The 24,426-nt window shown below is 60.7% G+C and carries 25 protein-coding genes and 1 pseudogene; 9 read left to right on the top strand and 17 right to left on the bottom strand.

Going from position 1 to position 24,426, the window contains the following annotated elements; genetic code table 11:
• Nucleotides 1–70 precede the first annotated feature (70 nt).
• Nucleotides 71–2,278 (top strand): adenylate/guanylate cyclase domain-containing protein, encoded by a 2,208-nt coding sequence (locus RHIBUN_RS0124915; RefSeq protein ID WP_025661661.1) that lies wholly within the window; start codon nucleotides 71–73, stop codon nucleotides 2,276–2,278.
• 42 nt (nucleotides 2,279–2,320) lie between these two features.
• Here the strand turns inward: RHIBUN_RS0124915 and RHIBUN_RS0124910 are convergent, their stop codons facing one another.
• Nucleotides 2,321–3,280 (bottom strand): FecR domain-containing protein, encoded by a 960-nt coding sequence (locus RHIBUN_RS0124910; protein ID WP_025661660.1) that lies wholly within the window; start codon nucleotides 3,278–3,280, stop codon nucleotides 2,321–2,323.
• A 188-nt stretch (nucleotides 3,281–3,468) separates the two neighbouring features.
• Here RHIBUN_RS0124910 and ubiG point away from each other — a divergent pair, with 188 nt between their 5' ends.
• A complete protein-coding gene (ubiG, locus tag RHIBUN_RS0124905; RefSeq protein WP_025661659.1) occupies nucleotides 3,469–4,215 on the top strand; it encodes a bifunctional 2-polyprenyl-6-hydroxyphenol methylase/3-demethylubiquinol 3-O-methyltransferase UbiG in 747 nt (248 codons plus the stop codon).
• Nucleotides 4,216–4,230: 15 nt separating this feature from the next.
• On the opposite strand, the gene RHIBUN_RS0124900 is transcribed toward ubiG, so the two are convergent.
• The 6 genes from RHIBUN_RS0124900 to RHIBUN_RS0124875 form a co-directional block, all read right to left on the bottom strand.
• Nucleotides 4,231–5,106 (bottom strand): SDR family NAD(P)-dependent oxidoreductase, encoded by an 876-nt coding sequence (locus tag RHIBUN_RS0124900; protein WP_025661658.1) that lies wholly within the window; start codon nucleotides 5,104–5,106, stop codon nucleotides 4,231–4,233.
• Nucleotides 5,103–5,888, bottom strand: coding sequence for a hypothetical protein (locus tag RHIBUN_RS0124895; protein WP_025661657.1), 786 nt, complete (start codon nucleotides 5,886–5,888; stop codon nucleotides 5,103–5,105). The genes RHIBUN_RS0124900 and RHIBUN_RS0124895 overlap by 4 nt, the downstream gene beginning before the upstream one ends.
• A gap of 10 nt (nucleotides 5,889–5,898) precedes the next feature.
• Entirely contained in the window at nucleotides 5,899–6,486 is a 588-nt protein-coding gene (locus RHIBUN_RS0124890) for a protein-S-isoprenylcysteine O-methyltransferase (protein WP_025661656.1), read from the bottom strand.
• Between the two features lie 68 nt (nucleotides 6,487–6,554).
• Entirely contained in the window at nucleotides 6,555–7,133 is a 579-nt protein-coding gene (locus RHIBUN_RS0124885; protein WP_018857858.1) for a hypothetical protein, read from the bottom strand.
• A 150-nt stretch (nucleotides 7,134–7,283) separates the two neighbouring features.
• The gene (locus RHIBUN_RS35670) at nucleotides 7,284–7,412 is read right to left on the bottom strand and encodes a hypothetical protein (RefSeq protein WP_037075964.1); all 129 of its coding nucleotides are present in this window, start codon (nucleotides 7,410–7,412) and stop codon (nucleotides 7,284–7,286) included.
• 170 nt (nucleotides 7,413–7,582) lie between these two features.
• Nucleotides 7,583–8,164 carry a L,D-transpeptidase gene (locus RHIBUN_RS0124875; RefSeq protein ID WP_025661654.1) on the bottom strand — a complete coding sequence of 194 codons (582 nt, stop codon included), beginning with the start codon at nucleotides 8,162–8,164 and terminating at the stop codon, nucleotides 7,583–7,585.
• A gap of 295 nt (nucleotides 8,165–8,459) precedes the next feature.
• Between RHIBUN_RS0124875 and RHIBUN_RS0124870 the strand changes: the two genes are divergently transcribed.
• Nucleotides 8,460–9,215, top strand: a complete 756-nt coding sequence (locus RHIBUN_RS0124870) for an SDR family NAD(P)-dependent oxidoreductase (protein WP_018857856.1) — start codon at nucleotides 8,460–8,462, stop codon at nucleotides 9,213–9,215.
• A 1-nt stretch (nucleotide 9,216) separates the two neighbouring features.
• Here the strand turns inward: RHIBUN_RS0124870 and RHIBUN_RS0124865 are convergent, their stop codons facing one another.
• The 4 genes and pseudogenes from RHIBUN_RS0124865 to RHIBUN_RS33910 all read right to left on the bottom strand — a co-directional run bounded on the left by RHIBUN_RS0124865 (nucleotide 9,217) and on the right by RHIBUN_RS33910 (nucleotide 11,548).
• Nucleotides 9,217–9,645: a DUF1178 family protein gene (locus RHIBUN_RS0124865; protein ID WP_018857855.1), complete on the bottom strand. Its 429-nt coding sequence runs from the start codon at nucleotides 9,643–9,645 to the stop codon at nucleotides 9,217–9,219.
• Nucleotides 9,642–10,499: a carbon-nitrogen hydrolase family protein gene (locus RHIBUN_RS0124860; protein WP_025661653.1), complete on the bottom strand. Its 858-nt coding sequence runs from the start codon at nucleotides 10,497–10,499 to the stop codon at nucleotides 9,642–9,644. The genes RHIBUN_RS0124865 and RHIBUN_RS0124860 overlap by 4 nt, the downstream gene beginning before the upstream one ends.
• A gap of 9 nt (nucleotides 10,500–10,508) precedes the next feature.
• Nucleotides 10,509–10,766, bottom strand: a complete 258-nt coding sequence (gene grxC / locus RHIBUN_RS0124855; RefSeq protein ID WP_018857853.1) for a glutaredoxin 3 — start codon at nucleotides 10,764–10,766, stop codon at nucleotides 10,509–10,511.
• Between the two features lie 31 nt (nucleotides 10,767–10,797).
• Nucleotides 10,798–11,548 (bottom strand): annotated as a pseudogene (locus tag RHIBUN_RS33910) (ComF family protein).
• A 118-nt stretch (nucleotides 11,549–11,666) separates the two neighbouring features.
• Here RHIBUN_RS33910 and RHIBUN_RS0124845 point away from each other — a divergent pair.
• Complete coding sequence (locus RHIBUN_RS0124845; RefSeq protein WP_025661652.1) at nucleotides 11,667–12,551, top strand: methyltransferase domain-containing protein; 885 nt, start codon at nucleotides 11,667–11,669, stop codon at nucleotides 12,549–12,551.
• Nucleotides 12,552–12,559: 8 nt separating this feature from the next.
• Here RHIBUN_RS0124845 and RHIBUN_RS0124840 read toward each other — a convergent pair whose 3' ends face one another.
• The 6 genes from RHIBUN_RS0124840 to RHIBUN_RS0124815 form a co-directional block, all read right to left on the bottom strand.
• The gene (locus tag RHIBUN_RS0124840) at nucleotides 12,560–12,724 is read right to left on the bottom strand and encodes a Flp family type IVb pilin (RefSeq protein ID WP_025661651.1); all 165 of its coding nucleotides are present in this window, start codon (nucleotides 12,722–12,724) and stop codon (nucleotides 12,560–12,562) included.
• Nucleotides 12,725–12,790: 66 nt separating this feature from the next.
• Nucleotides 12,791–13,108, bottom strand: coding sequence for a hypothetical protein (locus RHIBUN_RS0124835; protein WP_018857849.1), 318 nt, complete (start codon nucleotides 13,106–13,108; stop codon nucleotides 12,791–12,793).
• Nucleotides 13,109–13,231: 123 nt separating this feature from the next.
• Nucleotides 13,232–13,645, bottom strand: a complete 414-nt coding sequence (mutT, locus tag RHIBUN_RS0124830) for an 8-oxo-dGTP diphosphatase MutT (RefSeq protein ID WP_025661650.1) — start codon at nucleotides 13,643–13,645, stop codon at nucleotides 13,232–13,234.
• Complete coding sequence (locus RHIBUN_RS0124825) at nucleotides 13,642–14,424, bottom strand: GNAT family N-acetyltransferase (RefSeq protein ID WP_018857847.1); 783 nt, start codon at nucleotides 14,422–14,424, stop codon at nucleotides 13,642–13,644. Before RHIBUN_RS0124825 ends, mutT begins: the two co-directional genes overlap by 4 nt.
• 7 nt (nucleotides 14,425–14,431) lie before the next feature.
• The gene (argJ, locus tag RHIBUN_RS0124820) at nucleotides 14,432–15,673 is read right to left on the bottom strand and encodes a bifunctional glutamate N-acetyltransferase/amino-acid acetyltransferase ArgJ (protein ID WP_025661648.1); all 1,242 of its coding nucleotides are present in this window, start codon (nucleotides 15,671–15,673) and stop codon (nucleotides 14,432–14,434) included.
• A 120-nt stretch (nucleotides 15,674–15,793) separates the two neighbouring features.
• Nucleotides 15,794–16,681, bottom strand: coding sequence for a peptidylprolyl isomerase (locus tag RHIBUN_RS0124815; RefSeq protein ID WP_025661647.1), 888 nt, complete (start codon nucleotides 16,679–16,681; stop codon nucleotides 15,794–15,796).
• A gap of 246 nt (nucleotides 16,682–16,927) precedes the next feature.
• Here RHIBUN_RS0124815 and secA point away from each other — a divergent pair, with 246 nt between their 5' ends.
• The 5 genes from secA (at nucleotide 16,928) to RHIBUN_RS0124790 (ending at nucleotide 24,407) form a co-directional block, all read left to right on the top strand.
• Nucleotides 16,928–19,642: a preprotein translocase subunit SecA gene (gene secA, locus RHIBUN_RS0124810; RefSeq protein WP_018857844.1), complete on the top strand. Its 2,715-nt coding sequence runs from the start codon at nucleotides 16,928–16,930 to the stop codon at nucleotides 19,640–19,642.
• A gap of 192 nt (nucleotides 19,643–19,834) precedes the next feature.
• Entirely contained in the window at nucleotides 19,835–20,455 is a 621-nt protein-coding gene (locus tag RHIBUN_RS0124805; RefSeq protein ID WP_025661646.1) for a C39 family peptidase, read from the top strand.
• A gap of 35 nt (nucleotides 20,456–20,490) precedes the next feature.
• Nucleotides 20,491–21,594 (top strand): D-alanine--D-alanine ligase family protein, encoded by a 1,104-nt coding sequence (locus tag RHIBUN_RS0124800; RefSeq protein ID WP_025661645.1) that lies wholly within the window; start codon nucleotides 20,491–20,493, stop codon nucleotides 21,592–21,594.
• 109 nt (nucleotides 21,595–21,703) lie between these two features.
• A complete protein-coding gene (locus tag RHIBUN_RS0124795) occupies nucleotides 21,704–23,113 on the top strand; it encodes an oligosaccharide flippase family protein (RefSeq protein WP_037217553.1) in 1,410 nt (469 codons plus the stop codon).
• 4 nt (nucleotides 23,114–23,117) lie between these two features.
• Nucleotides 23,118–24,407, top strand: a complete 1,290-nt coding sequence (locus RHIBUN_RS0124790; protein WP_025661643.1) for a GNAT family N-acetyltransferase — start codon at nucleotides 23,118–23,120, stop codon at nucleotides 24,405–24,407.
• Nucleotides 24,408–24,426: the final 19 nt, after the last annotated feature.

The raw sequence follows: 24,426 nt of genomic DNA, 5'->3' as shown, positions 1-24,426 counted from the left end.
TCGCGCCCGGAAATGCGCCTCCTTTATCGCCGGCGCCACTTGGTTCCAGGCCCGAGGGCTCCGATTGCATATGACGCGTGCGCAGCAAATCGGCGTTATTATTGGCCTCGCCATCGTCGCGGCGTTCACGATGCTGCGGGCAAGCGATCCACCACTGCTGCGGCAAATCCGCGACGTCACATTTGATGAATATCAGCGGATCTCACCGCGCGCCTTTGAGCCGACACCGGTCCGCATCATCGATATCGACGAGGCCTCGCTCAAGGAATTCGGCCAGTGGCCCTGGCCGCGCGACCGGCTGGCGCTTCTCGTGGAGCGCCTGTCCGATCTGGGAGCCGCCGCGATCGCCTTCGATGTGCTGTTTGCAGAACCGGACCGTCTCTCGCCGCGCACTGTCATGCGCGATGTCGCCGGCGTCGACCCGACGTTGCTGAGCCGGCTACCCGACAATGACGAGCTTTTCGCCCAAGCGATCGCCGGACGCCCCGTGGTGCTCGGCTTCGGCCTGACGACGGAGGGTAACTATCGGCCACCGGTCAAAGCAGGCTTCGCTTTCACCGGCGAGAGCCCCGTCAACGCGCCGCCCCGGCTCGACGCAGCGACACCGGTACGCCCGCAATTGCAGCTCAATGCGACAGGTCTCGGCCACATCAGCCTCAATCCCGGCAATCCCTCCGCTGTCGTACGCAAGGTCCCGCTCTTTCTGACGGATGGGGAGCAGCTCTATCCGAATCTGGCGATCGAGGCGCTGCGTGTCGCCCAGGGCGCTTCGACCTATGTGTTGGCAGCCGCCCCCGAGGCTCCCGATACACTGACATCGGTCAAGATCGGTGAGTTCGTCATACCGGTGACTGCGAGCGGTGAGTTGTGGCTGTATATAAGTCCTGATGTCCCGCAACGCTATATCTCCGCCGGCAAGATCCTGGCGCCACAAGGCGTCGATCCGCAGGTCGCTGCCGCCATCGAAGGAAGCATCGTCTTTGTCGGCACATCCTCGGCTGGTCTGCAGGATATCCGCACGACGGCGCTCGGCCAGAACGTCCCTGGTGTTTCCATGCATGCCCAAACCGTCGAACAAATCCTGACCGGCCACTTTCTCTCCCGGCCCGATTGGGCGGATGGACTGGAAATTCTTGCGATTGCCATACTGGGTACGCTCCTGGTGGTGCTGACGACCTTCGTCAGCCCGGCTGTGGCGCTTGCCTGCGGCCTATGCTTGACGGCATTGGCACTTGCGGCCTCCTGGTTTGCCTTTTCCGCCTGGGGCCTGTTGCTCGATCCGCTCGCGCCGATCATTGCCGGCTCAATCACCCATTTCGCCGCCACCTCTTTCCGCATCCTCGTTATCGACCGCGAGCGGCGCGCAGTCCGCCGTGCCTTCGGGCAGTATCTCTCACCCTCGCTGCTCTTTCGGATCGAGCACAGCCGCGATGCGATGCGGCTCGGCGGCGACGACCGCGAACTGACGGTGATGTTCGTCGACGTGCGCGGCTTCACCGAACTCAGCGAACGACTGCAGCCAGCCGAAGTCGTCCGCTTCCTGAATACGCTGCTCGATGCGTTGAGCCGCCACGTGACGGCCAATGAAGGGACGCTCGACAAATTCATCGGCGACTCGATCATGGCCTTCTGGAACGCCCCGGTGGACGTCAAAAATCATCCTGCCAAGGCAGTCCGCGCCGCCCTTGCCATGCGTGAGACGCTCGCTTCGCTCAACGCATCCGATGCTTTCGGTTTCGGCCCGGAGTATCAGGTCGGTATCGGCGTCGGTATTCACACCGGCCTTGCCTGCGTCGGCAACATGGGGGCCGAAACACGCTTCAACTATTCCGCCGTCGGCGACGCCGTCAACGTCGCGGCGCGCATCGAATCCGCCTGCAAGGAAGTTGGCTTCGACATTCTCGTCTCGGAAACCACGGCTGGCGAACTGGCGCATTTCGCACTCCTCGACGCCGGCCTGCTCGGACTGAAAGGCAAGAGCAGCCGGGCGCGCCTCTATGCCGTTGTCGGTGGCGAGCACGTTCGCGGTTCAAGTGCATTTGCCGAGATGCATCGCATTCATACGGAGCTTGTCGCCGCGCTCCGCGCCCATTCGGCGGAGACACGCAAGCTGCTCAATATCGCCAAGCTTAAGTCAGCCGAGCTAACCGCGACCCTGCCCCAATTCTATAGCCGCCTCGGGCGGCGGGCGGACCACTTCCGTGACAGTCCCGGCAATGACGATGACGGTATTGGCGCGGCTCTGCCGCATGAAACCAAGCTTCACCTCGAACCCTGATTGCGGCTCTTACGACCACGACCCATCGCGATCGTGGTCTCATCATCGCCAATTGCGCCCACGGTCGCGGTCAAAAGGGCCTCGACCGAAGTGATCCCAACCGCGATGGTGATCCCAGTCTTGATGGTGGTCACGGTCGTGGTGGTGATGGTGATCAGGCTTGTCCGGCTTGTCGGGTGGATCCGGCGTGTCCGGGGGCTGTTGCGGTGTCTGCGGCAATTGGGACGGTTGAGGTGCCTGTGGCGCCTGCTGCGGCGCCTGGGGTGCCTGCGGCGCCGGCCGCTCCTGCCGCTGCGGCTGGGGCCGGTCCTGACGGTCCTGGCGCAGCGACGCCAGCCCGCAACTGGTGCGAATGCCGCCGAGCGCGCCCGAAAGCTGCTGATCGCCGGACAGGAAGGGCAACGCTCGCGGATTACTCAGTGTCTGCAGCGTGCTGCGATCGACCTTGCTCGGATCCGTCATTCGGCCGCCGCGGGTTGCGACCACGCAGTCGCATTGCTGACGCAACTGCTTGCAGCCCCCTGGGCCGCAGAAACTTGCGGCACCGTTCAACAACACGATCGCCGTCGTACCGTTCGGGCCGACGTAGAAATCGAACGCCGTTCCGCGCACCCCGATCGTGCCGGCCGGAGTTACAATCGAGTAGGCCGACGAGGCTGAATTGCCGCTGATCCAGCGGAACGTGCCTTTCGCCGCCTTGATCGAAAGCCTCTTCACGGAGGCCGAATCGTCATAAACGAACTTGTCGATCACGACCGTCGACCCCGCACCGACAGCTAGTTTGGTGCCATCCTTGAAGATGAATTGTCCAAGGCCGGACTGCGATGTGCGGATGCGCTCGTCCTTATGGACGGGGGATCGCACAACCAGCGGGCCGGTCTCGCCTGAAACCTCGGTTCGAATCAGTGTTGCCTGCCCAACCGGCTCGGCGGAGAAAGCCTGCAGCGGACCGAATAAAGCAAAGAAGACACCTGCAGCGACAGCACTACAGAAGCGAGACATGGTCGACCCCCGATAAACTGTCAGTATATTAGCATATTGTTAACTTTAACGTCTTCTCATCTTCTTGGTGTAGGGAGTACGGCTTTCGCCTTCACCGGGAGTTGCTTGCGAGACCACGCCCGCGGTCAGCTCTTGACTTCCTCACAGCTTCGTCCGACTTCACTCAGAACGAATGCGAGGACAAAAGCATGAGCGAAGCGGCAAAAAGCACGATCGACCAGGAAGAGGTGGACCGCTTTTCGGCGATGGCGGCCGAATGGTGGAGCCCCACCGGTAAGTTCAAGCCACTGCACAAGTTCAACCCCGTGCGGCTCGCCTATATTCGCGATAAGGCAGCGGAAAACTTCGGCCGCGACATTCGTTCCCCAAGGCCGCTAGAGGGTCTTCGCGTCCTCGACATTGGCTGCGGTGGCGGTTTGCTCTCGGAGCCGGTGGCCCGCATGGGTGCCAGCGTCGTCGGTGCAGATCCATCGGAAAAGAACATCGGCATCGCTTCGACCCATGCGAAAGCCTCAGGCGTATCCGTCGATTACCGTGCCGTCACGGCCGAACAGCTTGCAGAGGCCGGCGAAACCTTCGACATTGTTCTCAACATGGAGGTCGTGGAACACGTCGCCGACGTCGATTTCTTCCTGGGCACCTGCGCAAAGATGGTTCGCCCGGGTGGCTTGATGTTCGTCGCAACGATCAACCGGACTATGAAGGCCGCCGCGCTCGCCATCTTTGCGGCAGAAAATATCCTGCGGTGGCTGCCACGCGGCACTCATCAATATGAGAAGCTGGTCCGTCCCGAAGAGATCGAAAAGCCGGTTGCGGACAATGGCCTTTCGATCATCGATCGCACGGGCGTCTTCTTCAATCCGCTGTCAAACCAGTGGAATCTGTCGAAGGACATGGATGTGAACTACATGATGCTGGCGAAACGCCCTGGCTAATATAGGTCGCGAGGGTCAGACCCCTCGACGCGCCTGTCTCGAGCCACAGCAGTCCTTGAAAGGCTTGCCCGAGCCGCATGGACACAGGTCGCGACTGCGCCGTTGCAGGCGACCGATCAAGGGCACCTTCACGGCCGATGGCAGCGACGATGCCACGAAGGCGACCAGCTTCGCCGAAAGGCTTGGAATCACCAGACGGCGTCCGGCTTTGAACCCGCGCCAGGCGCGCTCGGCCACATAGTCAGAGCTGAGCTTGGGCAGGATCTTGAACAGAGCCGCCTGACCAGCACCAGACCGCTCCAGAAACTCCGTCGCAACGGGCCCAGGCGCAACGCAGGTAACCCTCACGCCGGTTGATCTGACCTCTTGATGCAGCGCCTCCGAGAAGGAGCGGACGAAGGCCTTGCTGGCGTAGTACAGTGCCATGTTCGGACCCGGCGTGAAACCCGCAATGGAGCCGAGATTGAGCACGCCGCCGCGGCCACGCGCCACCATACCCGGCAGGAAGTGCAGCGTCATGTCAGTGAGCGCCCGGATGTTGAGGTCGACCATGCCAAGCTGGTCGGCAATCGGCAGTGTCGTTGCTGCACCGCGCAAACCATAGCCGGCGCTGTTGACCAGCACCTCGCAAACAAGGCCGTTGGCCGTAAGGAAGTCCTTCAGCCGCGCCGATGCGTCGGCCGCAAGCAGGTCGAGCGAGAGGGTGAATGCTTGGCCGCCTGCCGTTTTCACATCATCCGCAGCCGCCGCCAGTCCATCCAGCGACCGCGCAACGAGGACGACCGTCGCACCTTCTCGGGCCGCCACCTTGGCAATCGCCCGGCCGATGCCACGGGACCCACCGACCACAACGACGGCGGGGCGCAATGCTTCACGCTGTTCGTCTGTCATGGTGCCATCCCCGACACCGCCCCATCGGGGATCGCTTCGCCTGAAGCCATCCCGCGGACTTCGTCGGCAATCGCCCCATTCAGGATACTTTCGAAGCGAACGAGCGCACGGGCAACGTTCGCGCCATCCATGACCCGGTGATCATAGTGGATGCGCACGGTGACCGTTCCGTCTTCGGAAATCGGGCCATAATTGAAAATGGTGGTCAGCGGCGTTAGAGGGTTCAACGACTCCGCCCCCAGGCCCGAATAGACCGACAGCTGGAATGTGCCGAAGCGCCGTCCGCGCTGACGGCCAAGGTTCAGCCCAAGCCACATCAGGAGCCATCGGATCGGGCCGGGTGCGCGCGCAAATTTCAGCGCCCTGCGGAATTCCTTGATCTCATGGATCGGCTTTGATCTGGCTGCAAGAAAATGTCCCTCGATCTCGGCAATGGACCGATGCTCCGGATCCTTGATCGTGCTCAGCAGAACGATTCGCTCGCCCTCATGCTCGCGCTCATGCGCAACGGAGGCGACACTGACCGGATATTCGTAGAGTTGCGGCCGGGGCAGCTTGACATAGGCACGCCGCAACTCCGCCACGTCCTGGCTGAGAAGGGCATAGCCCTTCAGGAACAACACCGTCCAGGACGTCTTGCTCCGCTGCGCCATCCTCGCTTGCTGTAGCGGCGCGAGTTTCATCTGCCGCTGCACCGTGACGCGCGGCACGCCGATCGAGAACCGCATCAGGTCTCCGACCAGACGTCGTGATGGCGAAAGCTTGACGGCGCGTCCCCGCATCCTGCGTCCTCTAGTAGATGTAGGGGATAATTCGCTTCGTCCGGTCCATGTAGGCGCGATACTCGGGACCGAAAATCTCCAGCATCATCCGCTCCTCCTTGTCTACCCGCAAAAAGAAGAGGACTGCGAAGCCGATCAGGCCCGCCAGCCCAACGACCCAATTCGCGAGCAGAAAGGCCTGGCCAAGCGCCATCAGCAGAAAGGAGGTGTACATCGGATGACGGACGAGCGCGTAGGGGCCGTGGGAAATCAGCTCGTGTTTCTCGCGAATCTGCAGCGTGATCGACCAGTTGCGGCCAAGCGCCTTGTGCGTCCTGCGGAAGACCCACATGGCCGTGAAAAACAATAGAGCACCGAGAATCACTGCCCACAGATGAGCCGGGTAGTCGGCGGCTGCTGGCTTTCCGGTTGCGACGTAGAAGCCTGGAATAAAGGCAAGCCCTATCAACGCAGCCGTAAGACCCGCCGCCTCCACACCGGAGCGCCGGTCGCTGACGACCCTCGTGCGCCTCGCGCGGCGTTCCGAAGGATAGCGAATGGCATACCAGGCGATGATGCCAAGCACCCACACGATTTTGCCAATGAGAGCGACGCTCAATTCAGATCACCGGAGCCCTTCTACGCCTGCCATCGATGGTGCCGAACGACCCGACGGCTCGCTCCGCATCACGTATTCATCTCTCGGAGCTTTGTAATGAACTCTTGCGGACGAAGCCAGATGCTAGGCGTCTTGTATCCCATGGAACTTGCGATCTCGCCGACGAAATTGTTGCAATTGTCAACGGTGGCCTGCCACATCTTCGATTTGGCCTGCAGGTCACGAATGTAAGCGACGGTCTTGTTGTACTCCGCTTCGGTGAGCAGGATGCGCCAGCTTGCCGAACGATAGGCTTCTTCAAGATCGCCATCCGTGGCCCCGGTCGACGCCGGAACGGGGATGAAATGCCCGAGTACGTAAGGCGCGGCGTCGGGAGAAGCCGGCGCAAGCCCGGCGACCTGCGGATTGATCATTCCGCCAGCCTTGTTCAGGCGCCCGAACACCGCATAGGTATGGCCATAGGTCAGCGCATAGCGTGAACGGAATTCGATGAAATACTGCCCCTCGCGCTGGGAGGCTTTAGCGACTTGTGCACCGCTGGCGTTCGAGGTGTACCTCGGTTGCGGTGGCTTGTCGTCAGATTGGCAGGATGTGAGCGCGAGCGCGGTGAGAATCAGGAGGGATAGGTGGCCTTTAGCAAGCGTCATGCTACGCTTCATCTCCGAGATCGAAGAGCACAGACACCCAAACAGAAATGCCAGCCTAGGGTTGCGCATTTGCGCATTAGGCAGCCTGGCTCCGACAACGATTTGGGGGAGGGGCCGCAAAGTCCCTCCCCCTTACTCAAAAGTCATATGTTACTTGGTGATCGGGGCTTCTGCCACCGGTGGCGGGGCTTTGCCCTTGCCCTTACCAACTGCTCCGCAAGCCGTCAGGCTCGAAACGGAAAACAAAGCAACAAGGCACATGATTAGGATTCTGCTCATCAAGTAGTTCCTCTCCGTTAGCATGGAATAGGTTATCGAAGGCAACGATTCTACTAATAGCGGTAAATTAGCGACAAGCCAAGTGCAGAAAGGGCACACCTAGCCGTCGCGTCGCACAGGCGACGCGCAAAGCTAACAGAGGGTGGCAATATCGATACAAAATGTAAGTATCATATGACCAAAACGCCGGTCCCAATGGGCGCCCGGCCGTAGAGGTGAACGATGTCTTCATTGGTCATGCGGATGCAACCATTCGACACGGCCTGTCCGATCAGCCAGGGCTCGTTCGTTCCGTGGATCCGGAAATAGGTATCCCGCCCGCCTTGGTAAAGATAAAGCGCCGCGGCGCCCAGAGGGTTGTTTTCCCCTCCGGGAACGCCCCCAGCATACTGCGCCAAACGCGGCTTGCGTTCGATCATGCTCGCGGTCGGCGTCCACGATGGCCACTCGGCCTTCCGCCCGACAACGGCATTGCCCTTCAGAGTAAGACCTTCCTCGCCGACTGCCACGCCATAGCGTGTCGCGCGGCCTTCGTCCTCAACGTAGTAGAGGTAACGTTCGTAGGTGTTGACGACGATATTGCCCGGCGCCTCGCCGCCCGAATATGCAACCTCACGCCGCCGGTTGCGGTAGCTGACGCCATTCGAAGAAAAGGGAGACCCTATCGGCCAACTCGCCGTGGTGCATCCAGAGGTCATCAATGCCACACAGCCCAAGACTAGGCCACGGCGCGTAATATGGTCGTTATCCATCGTTACCTGCTGATTATGGTGAGCCCTATCGCTTTCCTTTAGCATCCTGTTGTATTCAGGCCAAGTCATCGGTGGACCGCTCAAGCGCTCTTCTGTGCAGAAACCTCCCTGTCGTTGTATAAGTTCTTCATAATGTCGCCCTGTCGGAGGGCGCCTCTTGCGGCAATGGGCGCCGCGAAGCTAGGTTGAGACGCTTCGCGCCGCGGCGCCGGCGCGTATCGCGGGGGCTTCCGGGAGGTTGGCAGCTGTTCGCGTTTGAATTGATCTTGTCGCAGGGGAGCGATAGCAAATAACGATGAATCTTGGTTTCGAAGGAAAAGTAGCGATCGTCACCGGCGCCGGCTCAGGCATTGGCGCGGCCATCTCCCGTCAGTTGGCCGAGGAGGGCGCGGAAGTTGTCGTCGCCGATATCAATGTCGAAGCAGCGGAGCGGGTTGCAACGGAGATTCGCGAAAAAGGAGGCAAATCTCGCCATTTTGCGGTCGACGTGACCGATGCTGCAGCTGTTGAAAAGCTGGTCAAAACGGTCGCGGAAACCTGCGGCGGCCTCCATCTTGCGGTCAACAATGCCGGCGTCGACGGCGTGCGCAGGGCGACGGGAGATTATCCGCTCGACAACTGGCACAAGCTGATGGACGTCAACCTCAACAGCGTTTTCTACTGCATGAAATACGAGATCGGAGCGATGCTGGCCCGCGGCGGCGGTGCGATCGTCAATGTATCCTCCGTGCTCGGTGCCGTCGCACTGCCGATCGCATGCGCCTATACGGCGGCTAAACACGGCGTCGTGGGACTGACAAAGGCGGCGGCGATAGAATATGCCCGCCTGGGAATCCGCATCAATGCGGTCGGTCCCGGCTGGATTGAGACACCACTCTCATCGGAACATCGTGATATTGCGAGCAGCCGTCGCATGGAAGCACTGCAGCCGATGGGCCGGCGCGGCACGCCCGAAGAAGTGGCAGCTCTCGTCTGTTTCTTATTGTCGGAGCAGGCAAGCTTCATCACCGGCAGCTACCATCTCGTGGATGGCGCCTACAGCGCGCACTAGCTCAATTCACATCGTCGGGCAAAACAGGCAGGGCAGCGATTTCGATGCCTTCGTCCAAAAGCGCTTGGGCCTCATCCATCGTGGTCTGCCCGATGATGCCGCGGGCGTCGCTTTCCCCGTAATGTATCTTGCGGGCCTCCTCGGGAAACCGCGTTCCGACATCCTCGGAATTGGCCCTGATCGTCGCAACAGCCTCTTTCAGCTTCTGGAACGCGTCACGCCGCATCGTATCCATCGCCAGCGTCTGCATTTCATCCTTCTTGCGCGCCGTCGAAACCGAAGGCGCCATCAGGAGCTTGGAGATGGATGCGGAGTTGCAGGCGGGACAGGTCAGGAATCCTGATGCGATCTGGCGATCGAAATCGGCACTTTCGGAAAACCAGCCTTCGAATTCGTGGGCATTTTCACAACGCAGCGAATAACGGATCAAGCGGCCACGCCTCCTGCGACTGCCCCTGGAACCCTCTCGATTGAGAAATCACGGCCGTTTTTCAGATTGGGAATCTTGTCATGAGCTGACTTGACGGCCGCCGTATCAATGTCGGCAAGGATGACGGCTTCGCCCTCCGGCCCGGCCGAAGCCAGAACGCGGCCCCAGGGATCGACGATCATCGAATGACCAAAGGTCTCACGCCCGTCCTCGTGGCGCCCGGCCTGAGCAGCGGCAATCACAAAAACGCCATTCTCGATCGCGCGTGCCCGAAGCAGGATTTCCCAATGTGCTTCGCCGGTCTGCTTCGTGAAGGCAGCAGGCACCGTCATCACTTCGGCGCCGGCAACAGCCTGGGCGCGGAAAAGGGTGGGGAAGCGAACGTCATAACAGATCGCAAAGCCCATTTCAGCAAAGGGAAGCGACAACACGCGCGCCTCGGACCCCGGCCGGTAGGCAGCGCTCTCGCGCCAGCTTTCGCCGTTGTCGAGATCGACATCGAACATATGGATCTTGTCGTAACGATTAAGGATCTTGCCATCAGGCCCGAAGAGGTAGCCGCGGTTGGCAAGCTTGCCGTCATCGAGCGCAATAGCGGTCGAGCCCACATGCATGAAGATGCCGAGCTCCCGGGCCAATTCCGAACCCGTCCGCACGATGACGTCATTGGTTTCGTCGCGAAGCAGTGCCTTGGCAGCGGCACGATCGCGCTGCAGCATGCCTGTCATCTCAGGTGTCTGCACATAGATCGCGCCCTGGCCCGCAGCGTCGCGGACGAGGCGCGCCATCGCGGCAGCGTTCCTCTCGGGATCGACGCCGGAGCACATCTGGATGGCGGCAGCCATAAACGTCATCGCACTTCCTTACGCGGCAAGCAGAGGATCAAGCCCGCCGGCCCGATCCAGCGCATAGAGATCATCGCATCCGCCGACGTGCTGCTCGCCAATGAAAATCTGCGGGAACGTCGTGCGGCCGTTGGCCTTGCCGATCATTTCCTGGCGAAGTTCCGGCGCAAAGGTCGCATCGTGCTCGACGAAATCCACGCCCTTTTCGGACAGCAGCGATTTGGCACGCGCGCAGTAGCCGCAGGCTTGGCGCGTATAAATGGTCACGGGTGCCATGGGGTCTCCAGACAATACGGTTATCTTTTCGTCATATAGTTTCTGAAAGAGCCCTTGCAAAGGTCAAAACCGTGATGTCCGCCGCTCCGGCCTTGCGCAGTACTTTTTGCCGCCGCGGCAACCGTGGCACCGGTCGTGTAGACATCATCGACAAGGACAAGCCGCTTGCCGAAGACGTCGTTGTCCCGCGCCTTGGCAATGGCAAAGACACCGCGAACATTTTCCTCGCGCGCCTCTGCGCCGAGACCCACCTGAGGGCGGGTGCGTTTGACGCGCATCAGCGTTGCCGGCAGAAGCGCCCTTCCGGATCGCTGCGCCAGATGACGCGCCAGCTCTGCAGCCTGGTTGAATTTGCGCGAGAACATGCGGCTTCGATGCAGCGGTACCGGCAGGATGGCGTCACACCGCTCCACCATCCCGTCACTCGCGCGTATGATCCATTCGGCCATCATTGGCGCGAGATCTGTTCGGTCGCGGTATTTCAGGCCATGCACCAACTGGCGCACCGGCTCGTCATGAAAGGCGGCTGACCGCAGCCGGTCGAACGGCGGCGGATTGGCAATCGCCTCGGAGCTGAGAATGCCGGAACCGAGATCATGCGAGAACGGTATCCCGAGGATTTCGCAATACGGCCGTTCGATGAAGCGCAGTCCGGACCAGCACGTCGGACAAAGGCCGTTGTGGCGACCGGTGGTGATGCCGCAAACCACGCATCCCGGCGGATAGACAAGGTCGACCAAGCGCCCGAAGGGACGCATTAGAAGCGTCCCATCCAACTTCATAGGCGATCGTCGTCTCCCAAGCCCCCACTGCCCCAACCCTCTCGCGAAAGCTTAGCGCGTTTCGCCTTCGAGGAAAATCGCCTTGCAGCACCGGTTCTGCGGGACTATGCACTGCGCCATGGATATGATCTTCGACCAGGCCCGGATCGCAGTAAACCGGCATCGCGCCCGTCTCCACCATGACCCTAAGGCGACCTTCCTTCTCGATATCGCCGCGGAAGAACTCGGCGAGCGTCTTGCCGTGGTCGAACGGACCTTCGAACATGCGGTCGAGCTGCATGGCGCCACCGGGGCTGCGGCCCGCGCTGCGATCGCAACCGGCAAGGTCAGGCAACTGACACGGGTCGAAAGCGAGCACGCCTATGCGGAAGCGGGCGAGGCTATCATCGAGGCTGCTCTGGAAGAGGTTCCCCTGGAGCCACAGTCGGCAAACCTCGTGCTGGCCCCGCTCAGCCTTCACTTGACCAACGACACGCCGGGCGTCTTCATCCAGATCCGTCGCGCCTTGAAACCCGATGGGCTCTTTCTTGCCGCGATCCCTGGATCGGGCACATTGCAGGAGCTTCGCGAGATCCTGCTGGCGACAGAAATCGAAATGACCGGAGGTGCGAGCCCACGGGTCATCCCTTTCGCCGACGTGCGCGACGTCGGCGGTCTCATGCAGCGCGCCGGTTTCGCCCTGCCCGTGATCGATGCAGAGACCTATACGGTCCGCTACGACTCGATCTTTCCGCTGATGAAAGACCTGCGGGCGATGGGAATGACCAATCCGCTTCTTGCGCGCAGCCGCAAACCTCTGACGCGCGCCTTCTTCCTACGGGCGGCTGAAATCTATGCCGAGCGATACGCCGATCCGGACGGCCGGATCAGGGCAACCTTCTCGATCATCTATGTCTCGGGATGGGCACCGCACGAAAGCCAGCAGAAGCCGCTTCGCCCAGGATCGGCGAAGGTGAGGCTCGCCGATGCGTTGAAGGTCGAGGAGCATAAGCTGAAGCAGTAGAAATCGGCTCAGTTCGGGAACTGGTTGGCGATATTGCTCAAAAGGCCGTTGATATCGCCACCAAGCGCCCGCGCTCCACCGATGAGAGCCACGGATATGAGGGCCGCAATCAGGCCGTATTCGATCGCGGCCGCGCCACGGACGTCTGCCAGAAATGCCCTTATTAGTCGCATGCCAACCTCGGCGCTAAAGCGGCAGTCCTTCATCACGTTGCGTCTGCCGCGGCAGCAACGCCAGTATCAGCAACCAGCTCCGCTTCCGTAACCCTGAACCACGCAAACAGAACCCGGCGTTTCCTGAAGCACGCTGCGGCGGATCGTGTAGCGTTTGCCGTTCTCGGTCTTCGGTATCGAGCCCGTTGTCATCGTATCGAATTCCGACGGCGCGCTGGCAAAGACGCTCGACCTGGACTTGTCAGCAAGCATCGGCGTCAAGATCAAAGTCAGGGCAACAACGGCCGTGCCAAACAGCAGCGCAATATTCAGCACTCCCGTTCTGCTCGATCCAGTCGAGGCCTGTTCTTTCTCTCTAACAGCTTTCCAGAAATCGTCGTCCATGCGTCAAGCCTTCTACACACACGCCAGTTGCTTGATTGAGGCCGATATTTGGCAGAAGGTGTTAAACGATCGATTAATATCCACACCCAAATTGGACGCTTATAGGATAATAATCAGAAGTTCCTAAAGTAAATCCTGCAACATCGGGATCAGGGGCTCGTCAGCGGGCGGCATCGGGTAGTCGCGCAGAGCTTGCGGCTTCACCCATTTCAACGCCTGCCCCTCTTTCCCGTGCGGAATTCCTTCATAGCGCCGGCAGACATAGAGCGGCATCAGCAGATGGAATTTCTCATAGGTATGGCTCGCGAAAGTCAGGGGCGCCAGGCAGGCGACCTTGGTCGTGATCCCGAGCTCCTCGTGAAGCTCGCGCACCAATGATGCCTCCGGCGTCTCGCCCGGCTCCACTTTGCCACCGGGAAACTCCCAAAGCCCCGCAAGCGATTTTCCCTCGGGGCGTTGCGCCAACAGAATTCGCCCGTCGGCATCGATCAGGGCACAAGCGGCAACGAGAAGGATGTTTCGGGCTGCCTCGCTCATCGTGACGGCTCCTGCCGCCAGTAGGAATAGCGGTAGGCTTCACGGAAGCCGAGCCGTTCGTAGAGTGCCAGGGCCGGAGCGTTCGTCGCCTTCACCTGCAACCAGGCGGAACGGGCGGTGCGCATCCTGGCCCAGCGCAGGGCCGATGTCAGGATTTCCATGCCAAGGCCCTCGCGGCGGCGCTCCTTGGCGACGGAGAGCGACATGATGCCGGCGAGGTCGTTGTCCTGAACGCAGAGAACAGTCGCAAGCGGCCCCGTTTCCGCATCTTCGATCATGAACAGGCCCGACGGCGGCTTGATCGCATTGATGATTTCGGCGAGCGCCGGCTTGAGCTTGGACGAGACGCCGTCGGTTGCCAGATTGGCATCCACGAAGCGGCCAATATCGTGAGTCGGCAGATGATCGAGCGTATCCGGCAGTTCCGCATGCGCAAGATCGCAGGTCATGACGATCGTCTCGTCGAAGGATGACCACTGCTGTTCCCGCACGAGGTCGATCAATACCGGCGAGGCGAGCGGCGTCTGACGCAGAACTGCCGGGCGGCCATAGGCTTCGAACTTGCGGCCTGCCTTGGCAAGACGGATTTCGACATCGCGGTGATCTGAAGGATCGAGCGGCACGATCGAATTCAGCCGATTGGACGGATGCCCCGCCGTCAGCCGTATCTGCCAACTGCCGTCGTACTGCACGGATGAGGCTGGCCAAGCCCGGAAGCCGACAGCCTCCAGCCTGCGCACGAGTGGCAGATTTGCCTTCTTGGATAATGCTTCAGTCAATGAAAAATCAGCTCCGGTAGTCACCGTTGATGGCGACATACTCCTTTGTAAGGTCGCACGTCCAGACCGTGGCGGTGCCGTTTCCAAGACCGATGTCGACCTTCACAGGAATATCCTGCTTTTTCATGACGTTGGTTGCAGCTTGCTCGGAATAGACGGCGTCGCGCTCGCCGTTGACGGCAACACGCACATCGCCGAACCAGATAGCCAGCCGATCGCGGTCGGCCATTTCACCGGACTTGCCGACGGCCATGACAATACGGCCCCAGTTGGCGTCCTCGCCGGCGGCCGCGGTCTTGACCAGCGGCGAATTGGCGATCGACAGCGCGATCTTCTTGGCCGCAGCATCGCTTTCGGCCCCAGTCACCGTGATCTCCAGCATCTTCGTCGCACCTTCGCCGTCGCGCACGACCTGCAGGGCAAGATCCTTCAGAAGATCATTGAGCGCAGCGCGGAACGAGGCAAGGCGGGCGTCATCGGCGCTCTCGACCCGAGCCTGACCGTACTCGGCAGCCGCGCCGGTGGCAAACAGCATCAACGTATCAGAGGTCGAGGTATCGCTGTCGACCGTCATCGAATTGAACGTCGGATCAACGCCCGCGGATAGGAGCGACTGCAAGGCGGCGGGAGCAATATCGGCATCGGTGACCACGAAGGAAAGCATGGTCGCCATATCAGGCGCAATCATGCCGGCGCCCTTGGCAATGCCATTGATCGTCACCTTCACGCCGCCGATCTCGGCACTGCGGGTGGCGACCTTCGGATAGGTGTCTGTGGTCATGATCGCCTTGGCGGCCTCGAACCAGAAGTCACCGGTCGCATCCTTGTGCATCTGGTCGAGAACGCCAGAGAACTTCGTCGCGTCCAGCGGTTCCCCGATGACACCGGTCGACGCGAGGTAGACCTCGTTCTCGCCGCAACCGACGGCAGCCGCCGCCGACTTTGCCGTCAGGGCAGTCGCGTCGCGCCCCTTCAAACCAGTGAAAGCATTCGCATTGCCGGAATTGACGACGACAGCGCGTGCTGTGCCATGCGGCAGGTTTGCGCGGCAGAAATCGACCGGCGCCGAAGGGCACTTCGAGCGCGTAAAAACGCCCGCGACTGCGGCCGGCTTGTCGAACACCATCATCAGTACGTCGGTGCGGTTCTTGTACTTGATGCCGGCTGAGGCAGTGGCCATGCGCACGCCGCTCAGGGCGGGCACATTGGCATATGATTTCGGAGCGAGCGGAGAAACGGAACCGGACATGGCAATCGACCTGGTGGCTGGAAGGATTTTCAGGGCGAAGTATAAGCCGGCTCGCCCTGCGGAAATACGACAACTGCTATAGTGAAGGGCCCGGAAGAACCGGGCCCTGAACTTTGGATTTTACTGCTGCGGCTGCGCGGCGGGTTCATCACCCGGCTGCGGCTGCTTGTTGGCGTCGTCATAGCCCTTGCGCAGCGCTTCGTCGGTGATCTCGACCTTGGACTTTTCCTTGGCAGTGGCGAGAAGCGCAAGGTACTTGTCGCGCATGACGAGCTGGCGAACCTGGTCCTTGACCTGATCGAAGGCTGGTGGAGCGGCGTCGCGCTTATCTTCGACCAGGATAACGTGATAGCCGAAATCGGTCTTCACGGGGGTCTTGGTGTAGGTGCCCTTGTCAAGGGCGAAGGCGGCCTCTTCGAATTCCTTGACCATGCGGCCCTTGGTAAAATAGCCGAGATCGCCACCGTCAGCCTTGTTCGGATCGGTGGACTTTTCCTTCGCCAGATCCGCGAAGCTCTTGCCGGCGTCCAGCTGCTTGATGACGTCCTTGGCCTCGTCCTCGGTCTTCACGAGAATGTGGCGGGCGTGAACTTCTTCCTGCTTCGGAAGTGCTGCGACTTCCTTGTCGTAGCGCGCCTTGACGTCCGCGTCGGTCACCGTGTCGACGACGTGCTTCTTGAAGTAGGCGTTGTGCAGTTCGCGATCAGCGAGATACTGCATGCGCTTCTTGAATTCGGCGTTCTGGTCGAGCTTTTCGGCCGTTGCGTCCAGCGCCAGCAGCTTGACGTCGATGGCGGCGGACAGGGCGGCGATCTTCTTCTGGTCGTCCGGCAGCTGGGCGAGCTGCGGGTCGAGATTGGCAACGGCCAGATCGAGATCGGACTGATGAATCTCGACATCGCCGACCTTGGCGACGACGGCATCCGGCTTGTCTTCCGCACGGACCGGCGCCTGGAACGCAACGAAGGTTGCGAACGCCATCACAGCGATTTTGTTGTAGTTCAACATCAAATAACCCTTCACAGTTACACCCACCGGCTTCAGCTTCGTGAATTCAGCCTGAAACAGCCATCAACACTGGAATGTGGCCTTTGTATATCAGCCAAATCCGTTGACATCATTCGACCCCCCTCTTATCTGTCACGCAACCTCGCGTCCAGAACAGTTTCCTGGCGTTTCGAGACGTGTGCCTGAAATTCGGCCGGGCAGCGGATAAGAAAAGCCGGGGAATATTATTGAGAAAGGACCAGTCATATGGTCAGCTTTGGCGGTATAGCCCGCAAAATATTTGGCTCTGCCAATGATCGCCGCGTGCGGTCCTTCCAGCCGAAAGTCGCAGCCATCAACGCCATCGAAGAAAAGACGAAGGCTTTGAGCGACGAGCAGCTGGCTGCCCAGACCGTCGAATTCCGCAAGATGCTGGCAGACGGCAAGACGCTCGACGACATCCTTGTGCCTGCGTTCGCCGTTGTGCGCGAGGCTTCGCGCCGCGTTCTCGGCCTGCGACCTTTTGACGTACAGCTGATCGGCGGCATGATCCTTCATGACGGCGACATCGCGGAAATGAAGACCGGTGAGGGCAAGACGCTTGTTGCTACGTTGCCGGTCTACTTGAACGCACTCGCCGGCAAGGGCGTCCACGTTGTCACCGTGAACGACTACCTCGCCCGCCGCGACGCCGCGACCATGGGCAAGATCTATGGCTTCCTCGGCCTGACCACGGGCGTCATCGTCCACGGCCTGTCGGACGAGGAGCGCGCTGCCGCCTATAACTGCGACATCACTTACGCGACCAACAACGAACTCGGCTTCGACTATCTGCGCGATAACATGAAGTACGAGAAGAACCAGATGGTCCAGCGCGGCCACAACTTCGCGATCGTCGACGAAGTGGACTCGATCCTCGTCGACGAAGCGCGCACGCCGCTGATCATTTCCGGTCCGCTGGACGACCGCTCCGACCTCTACAACACGATCGACGCCTTCATTCCGCAACTGAGCGAAGGCGACTACGAGATCGACGAAAAGCAGCGCTCAGCCAACTTCTCCGAAGAAGGCACCGAGAAGCTGGAAAACCTGTTGCGCCAGGCTGGCCTGCTGAAGGGCCAGTCGCTCTACGACATCGAGAACGTGGCGATCGTCCACCACGTCAACAACGCGCTCAAGGCCCACAAGCTGTTCCAGCGCGACAAGGACTACATTGTCCGCAACGACGAGATCGTCATCATCGACGAGTTCACCGGCCGCATGATGCCGGGCCGCCGCTACTCGGAAGGCCAGCACCAGGCTCTGGAAGCCAAGGAAAGGGTGACCATCCAGCCGGAAAACCAGACGCTGGCGCAGATCACTTTCCAGAATTACTTCCGTATGTACGGCAAACTCGCCGGCATGACCGGTACGGCGCAGACGGAAGCGGAAGAATTCGGCAACATCTACGGCCTCGAGGTTGTCGAAGTGCCGACCAACCTGCCGATCAAGCGTACCGACGAAGACGACGAGGTCTATCGGACCTTTGAAGAGAAATACAAGGCTATCATTGCCGAGATCGCGGACGCTCAGAAGCGCGGCCAGCCGGTTCTCGTCGGCACGACCTCGATCGAAAAGTCGGAACTGCTCGCCGAGATGATGCGCAAGCAGGGCTTCAAGGACTTCCAGGTCCTGAACGCCCGCTACCACGAGCAGGAAGCGTATATTGTCGCGCAGGCCGGCGTGCCGGGTGCGGTAACGATCGCCACCAACATGGCGGGCCGCGGTACGGACATTCAGCTCGGCGGCAACCTTGAAATGCGTGTCGAACGCGATCTTGGCGAGATCGAGCCCGGCCCCGAGCGCGACGCAAAGATCGAAGGGATCCGCGAAGAGATCAAGCAGCTCAAGGAGCAGGCACTTGCCGCCGGTGGCCTTTATGTCATCGCGACCGAGCGCCACGAGAGCCGCCGCATCGACAACCAGCTGCGCGGCCGTTCCGGCCGTCAGGGCGACCCTGGCCGTTCCAAGTTCTACCTGTCGCTTCAGGACGACCTGATGCGCATCTTCGGTTCCGACCGCATGGATAGCATGCTGCAGAAGCTCGGTCTCAAGGAGGGCGAAGCCATCGTTCATCCCTGGATCAACAAGGCTCTGGAGCGCGCGCAAAAGAAGGTCGAAGCCCGCAACTTCGACATCCGCAAAAACCTCCTGAAATACGACGACGTCCTGAACGATCAGCGCAAGGTGATCTTCGAACAGCGCCTCGAGTTGATGGAAGCGGCCAATATTTCCGAAACCGTCTCCGACATGCGCCGCGAGGTCATCGACGATCTCGTCGAGAAGCACATCCCCGAGCGCGCCTATGCCGAGAAGTGGGATGCCGTTGGCCTGAAGGAGCGGACAGCAGCCTTGCTCAACCTCGATCTGCCGGTTGAGGACTGGGTTAAGGAGGAAGGTATCGGCGAGGACAGCATTCGCGAGCGCCTGACGGAAGCATCCAATGCGGCTTTCACGGAAAAGGCCGAACGCTTTGGCGACGACATCATGCACTATGTCGAGCGCTCGATCGTCATGCAGACGCTCGACCACCTGTGGCGCGAGCATATCGTCAACCTCGACCACCTGCGCTCCGTCATCGGCTTCCGTGGCTACGCACAGCGCGATCCGCTGCAGGAATACAAGTCGGAAGCGTTCGAGCTCTTCACCTCGCTCCTGAACAACCTGCGTGAAGCCGTCACCGCACAGCTGATGCGCGTCGAACTCGTGCAGCAGGCACCTGCGGAGCCGGAACCTCCGTTCATGCAGGCGCACCACCTCGATCCGAATACGGGCGAAGACGATTTCGCGCCCGCGTTCCTGGCCTCGGAAGTGGTTGTCGCCCCGGAAAACCGCAATCCGACCGACCCGTCGACCTGGGGTCATGTCGGCCGCAACGAGCCTTGCCCCTGTGGCTCCGGCAAGAAGTTCAAGCATTGCCACGGCGCCTTCGCACAGGCTTGAGCCGGCCGGCAAGCTAGAAACAAGGCCCTCGCGACGGAAACGTCGCGAGGGTTTTTTTGTCCGCCCAGTTGTCGCTCGCGACCAGCCCCTTCACAACTCCTGATTTAATAATCAGCGTACACTTCAGCCACAGAACTGTCGCTTTGTTCGCCGAGTTTGCGAACATATTCATTTTGATTGTCCGAGGAAGAGATGAACGCTTGCGCCCGAGCGGTTCCCTATTTCAGCCAGTGGGAAACGGCGTCGATGACGCTGCCTGTGCTTGAAAGCGGCTCGTCTGCATTATTGAGCGATCCGCTCTGGCACCAGTCTGGCGCCGAGACGGTCGAAGAATATGCCCGCTGGGCGGTCAATATCTGCGGCATGGCATGCCTGAAGATGGCACTTGCCGCACGCGGCGAGATGCACCGGACCATCGACCTGGCACGGGCCTGCACTGCTTTTGGAGGGTACGTCGTCAACGAGGCGGATCAATCGATCAAGGGATTGATCTATGCGCCGTTCGTCACCTTCGTCGGGCGGGCCTTCGGGCTCAAGGCCGAAACGATCACCAATCTGCCGACCACTGATATTCCCGATTTGCTTCGCAGGAACACATTCTTCATCGCCTCGGTCAACAGCCAGATCCGGTGGCCGGATCGCGAGCCGCCGTCGCGCGGCGGCCATCTCGTACTGGTAACGGCGGCATCGCCCGGAACGATCCGTTTCCACAATCCATCCGGCCATGACGCTCAAAGCCAGGCAGACGTCGTACTGCCGCTCCCAACCTTCGACCGCTTCTTCGCCAATCGCGGCGTGGCCATCATTCTCTGACAACCTCAACAGACCCATCCGAGCAGAAAATCATCATGCCGAACACGCGTTCTACGGAAACTGACCGGCCCACAGCCTCGCGCCTGCGGGTCGCTGTCCTCTTCGGCGGGCGTTCGCCCGAGCACGATGTCTCAATCCTGTCGGCAATCAATGTCGTCAATGCGCTCGATCGTGACCGCTACGACGTTCTTCCCATCTACGTGACGAAGGAAGGGCGGTGGTTGCTGATGGCACGGCAGACGGAACTGTCGACCGCAGCAACCGTCGGCGACGCTCCGGAATTGACGCTGCTGCCCGGCGGTCGGGGCCGCCTGCTAGCCATTCCCGCGAATGCAGCTCCATACGAAGTTCCGCCGATCAACATCCTGTTTCCCGTCCTGCACGGCATGCACGGCGAGGACGGATCGGTACAGGGACTGGCCGCCGTCGCCCGCGTGCCGCTCGCAGGCTGTGGCATCCTCGGCTCGGCAACGGCCATCGACAAGGATATCGCCAAGCGCCTGTTGAAGGAGGCTGGTCTACCGGTCGCGAAGGCCGTCTGCATCGAACAAGGCGCGGAGCCGCCCTTCGCTGATGTTGTAAAAAAACTCGGCCTTCCGCTTTTCATCAAGCCCGCGCGCCAGGGCTCTTCCGTCGGCGTCAGTAAGGTAGCCGACGCCGACAGCTACGCCGCCGCCCTCGCCGAAGGCTTCAGGCACGACCGCAAGCTGCTGGCAGAGGAATTCATCACCGGCCGCGAGATTGAATTCAGCGTGCTCGAACACGCCGATGGTTCGCTCTTCGTATCACTGCCCGGCGAGATAGTGCCCACCGAAACCCACGGCTTTTATAGCTACGAGGCCAAGTATATCGACGAGAATGGCGCAGCGCTCAGAGTTCCCGCACAACTGCCGACGGAGATCGGGGAAGAACTGCGCCGCACAGCGACCAATGCCTTCAAAGCGCTCGGCTGCGATGGAATGGCGAGGGTCGATTTCTTTCTCACGCCCGACATGTCCTTCGTCGTCAACGAACTCAACACCATACCCGGCTTCACCAATATTAGCATGTATGCCAAGGCCATGGCCGCCAGTGGCGTCAGCTATGCCGAAGTTCTCGACCGACTGATCGAACGTGCGCTTTCCCATGCAGGCCGCTGATTTCTGGCGTTCCAGCCGTTGGCACGAATGACGGTGTCACAACCGTTTCTTAACGCCGTTCTGCCAAGACTTCGACGACGATTTGCCTGAAGAGTTTTGCGTGTTTGTGATGGCGGTCATTGAGACGGCGGAGAAGATGCTGCCTGCGGGTCTGCGCCCGGCGGGAAGTCGCCTGCTGCGCTCGTTTGTGACCGCTCTGACTGCGCGCGGCGATAAGGCTACAGCTCAGCGCATGGCGCTGACCGCCTTTTCCATCCGCATCGTCAGCGCCGCCCTCGCCTTTCTGTCGCAAATCGTATTGGCCCGCCTCATGGGCGAATATGAGTACGGAATTTTTGTATTCGTCTGGGTGCTGATCGTCCTCTTCGGCGATCTTTCATGCCTGGGCTTCCACACCGCCGTCGTGCGGTTCCTGCCGCAATACAAGGCGGCCGGCTCTTTTGAGAAGATCCGCGGACTGACCGGCACCGCCCGCATCTTCGGATTGCTCTCCGGCACGGCCGCTCTTGTCATCGGCATGATCGCCCTGCATCTCTTCCGCGACAGGATCGAGGGTTATTATGTCATCCCGATCTTCCTCGGACTGGTCGCCATGCCGATGATCGCCCTCGGTGATATTCTCGAAGGCACGTCGCGGGCCAATCACTGGCCTGTCATGGCGTTGAGTCCTGCTTACATCGTACGGCCGGTCCTCATCATTCTTTTCATGCTGACTGCGATCGGGCTTGGCGCGCCGCGCACCGCGATGACGGCGATGCAGGCCGCACTCATCGCGACCTATGTCACCACCGTCGGCCAATACCTCGCAACGCTCTTGCGACTGCGCCGCCATTACCACGAGGGTCCGCGCGAGGTCGACTTTCTCGGTTGGCTTGGTGTCGCCTTCCCAATCTTCCTTATCGAGGGGGTCAGCTTCCTGTTGACCAATTCTGATGTGGTCGTAGTCGGCATCTTCCTCGAACCGCACGACGTCGCGATCTATTTCGCCGCCGCCAAGACGATGGCGCTGGTCCATTTCATCAATTTCTCCGTGAAGGCGGCATCCGGTCCGCGCTTTTCAAGCCTCATCGCCGAGGGGACACGCGAGCAGCTCGCGGCTGCTGCGATCGACGCCGCGCGATGGACCTTCTGGCCCGCGCTCGCCATCGGCCTGGCCGTTGTCGCCGCCGGCCATTTTCTGCTCTCGCTCTTTGGCGGCGCTTTCACCGCCGGCTATATCGTGATGGCAATCCTGCTGGCGGGCATCCTCGCCAAGGCCCTGGTCGGACCAGCGGAAACGCTGCTGATGATGGCTGGCAAGCAGAACGTCTGCGTTCTGCTCTATGCCGGAGCGCTGGCAGCGAACATCAGCCTCAACCTGCTCCTCATCCCAAGACTGGGTACCGAGGGTGCGGCGATCGCCACGGCCTCGGCCATGGGCGTCGAAGCCATCCTCCTGCATTTTGCCGTCCGGCGCGCGCTTGGAATTATGCTTTTCGCATTTGCCACGCCTCCGGCCAAAACAGACATGGAAGCCTGATATAATGGTGCGCATTCCTCCAGCTACCGAAACGACCGATGTCACGACGAACCGCATGGTTCATGAGCTAGCGGCTCTCGATTTCGACATGCCACGGCCGGATGCGCGCGTTGAAGTCGGCCGTTCGGGCCGTGAACTCTGCCTCTATTCCGGCAAGCTCGGCTACGAACTGCAGGAAGAGCTCGATTTCCTCTCCAACCGAGCGATGGAGCCGAATGTCTTCTTCACCGGTCGCTTCCTCGCCCCGGCCATGCCGCGGCTGGATGATAGAGAGGTGAACTTCGCCCTGTTGCGGGATCTGAGCGACACGCGAAGCCGGATGCGCTTCCTGATGCCGTTCTCCATCGAAAAACCCGGCTTCGCCGTCGGCCCCTCGATCGTACGGGTCTGGTCGAACGGCTTTGCACCGCTCGGCACGCCGCTGGTCGATACCGAGGATGCAGGCGAAACGCTGGACAATCTCTATGACGGCCTGACCCATCGGGACCTGCGCCTGCCCCCAATTCTCGTGCTGCCGGATGTCAGGCTGAACGGGCTCTTTGCCCGCATGGCAAGGGCGGTCGCCATCGGCCGCAACCTGCCGATCACCATCGCCAATCCCTATCAGCGCGCCATGCTGCAGAGCGACGAGGAAGCAACCGTCTATCTGCGCGACGCGATTTCTTCGTCGCATCTGAAGGAGATGCGGCGGCAATGGCGTCTGCTCGAGGACTTGGGCACGGTGGTTTATAACGTCGCCCGCCAGGCGCGTGAAGTCCACGCGCGTTTCGAAGAGTTCCTTGCGCTCGAGGCCGGCGGCTGGAAGGGCAAGAAGCGCAGTGCGCTGGTGACCGATCGCTACCACACCGCCTTTGCCCGAGAGGCGGTTTCCAACCTCGCCGCCGTCGATGCCGTTCGTGTCCACACGATCGACCTCAACGGCAAGGCAATCGCCTCGATGGTGGTCTTGATGATGGGCGGCGAGGCCTACACCTGGAAGACGGCCTACGACGAAGCCTATGCGCGCTACTCGCCAGGCAAGTTGCTGATGGGCGAGGTGACCGAATGGCACCTTGACGACGCCAACATCGTTCGTTCCGACTCCTGCGCCATCCCCGATCACCCGATGATCAATCGCTTCTGGAAGGAGCGGGAGGAGATGGGCACGATGGTAATCGGGCTGAACCAGAACGGCGACCGGGACGTGCGCCAGGTGGCCGCCCAGCTCCATATGTACAGCAGCACCCGCAACGTCGCGAAGATGCTGCGACAGAAGATCATGTCACTCGCCCGGCGTGGAAAGTCTCCCCAGTGACGTCAGGTCACGCCAGAGC

The organism is Rhizobium sp. IBUN, from assembly GCF_000510625.1.
GTDB lineage: Bacteria > Pseudomonadota > Alphaproteobacteria > Rhizobiales > Rhizobiaceae > Rhizobium > Rhizobium altiplani.
Note: the sequence above shows the minus strand (reverse complement) of the source record. Positions and strands in the feature narration are given on the sequence as shown.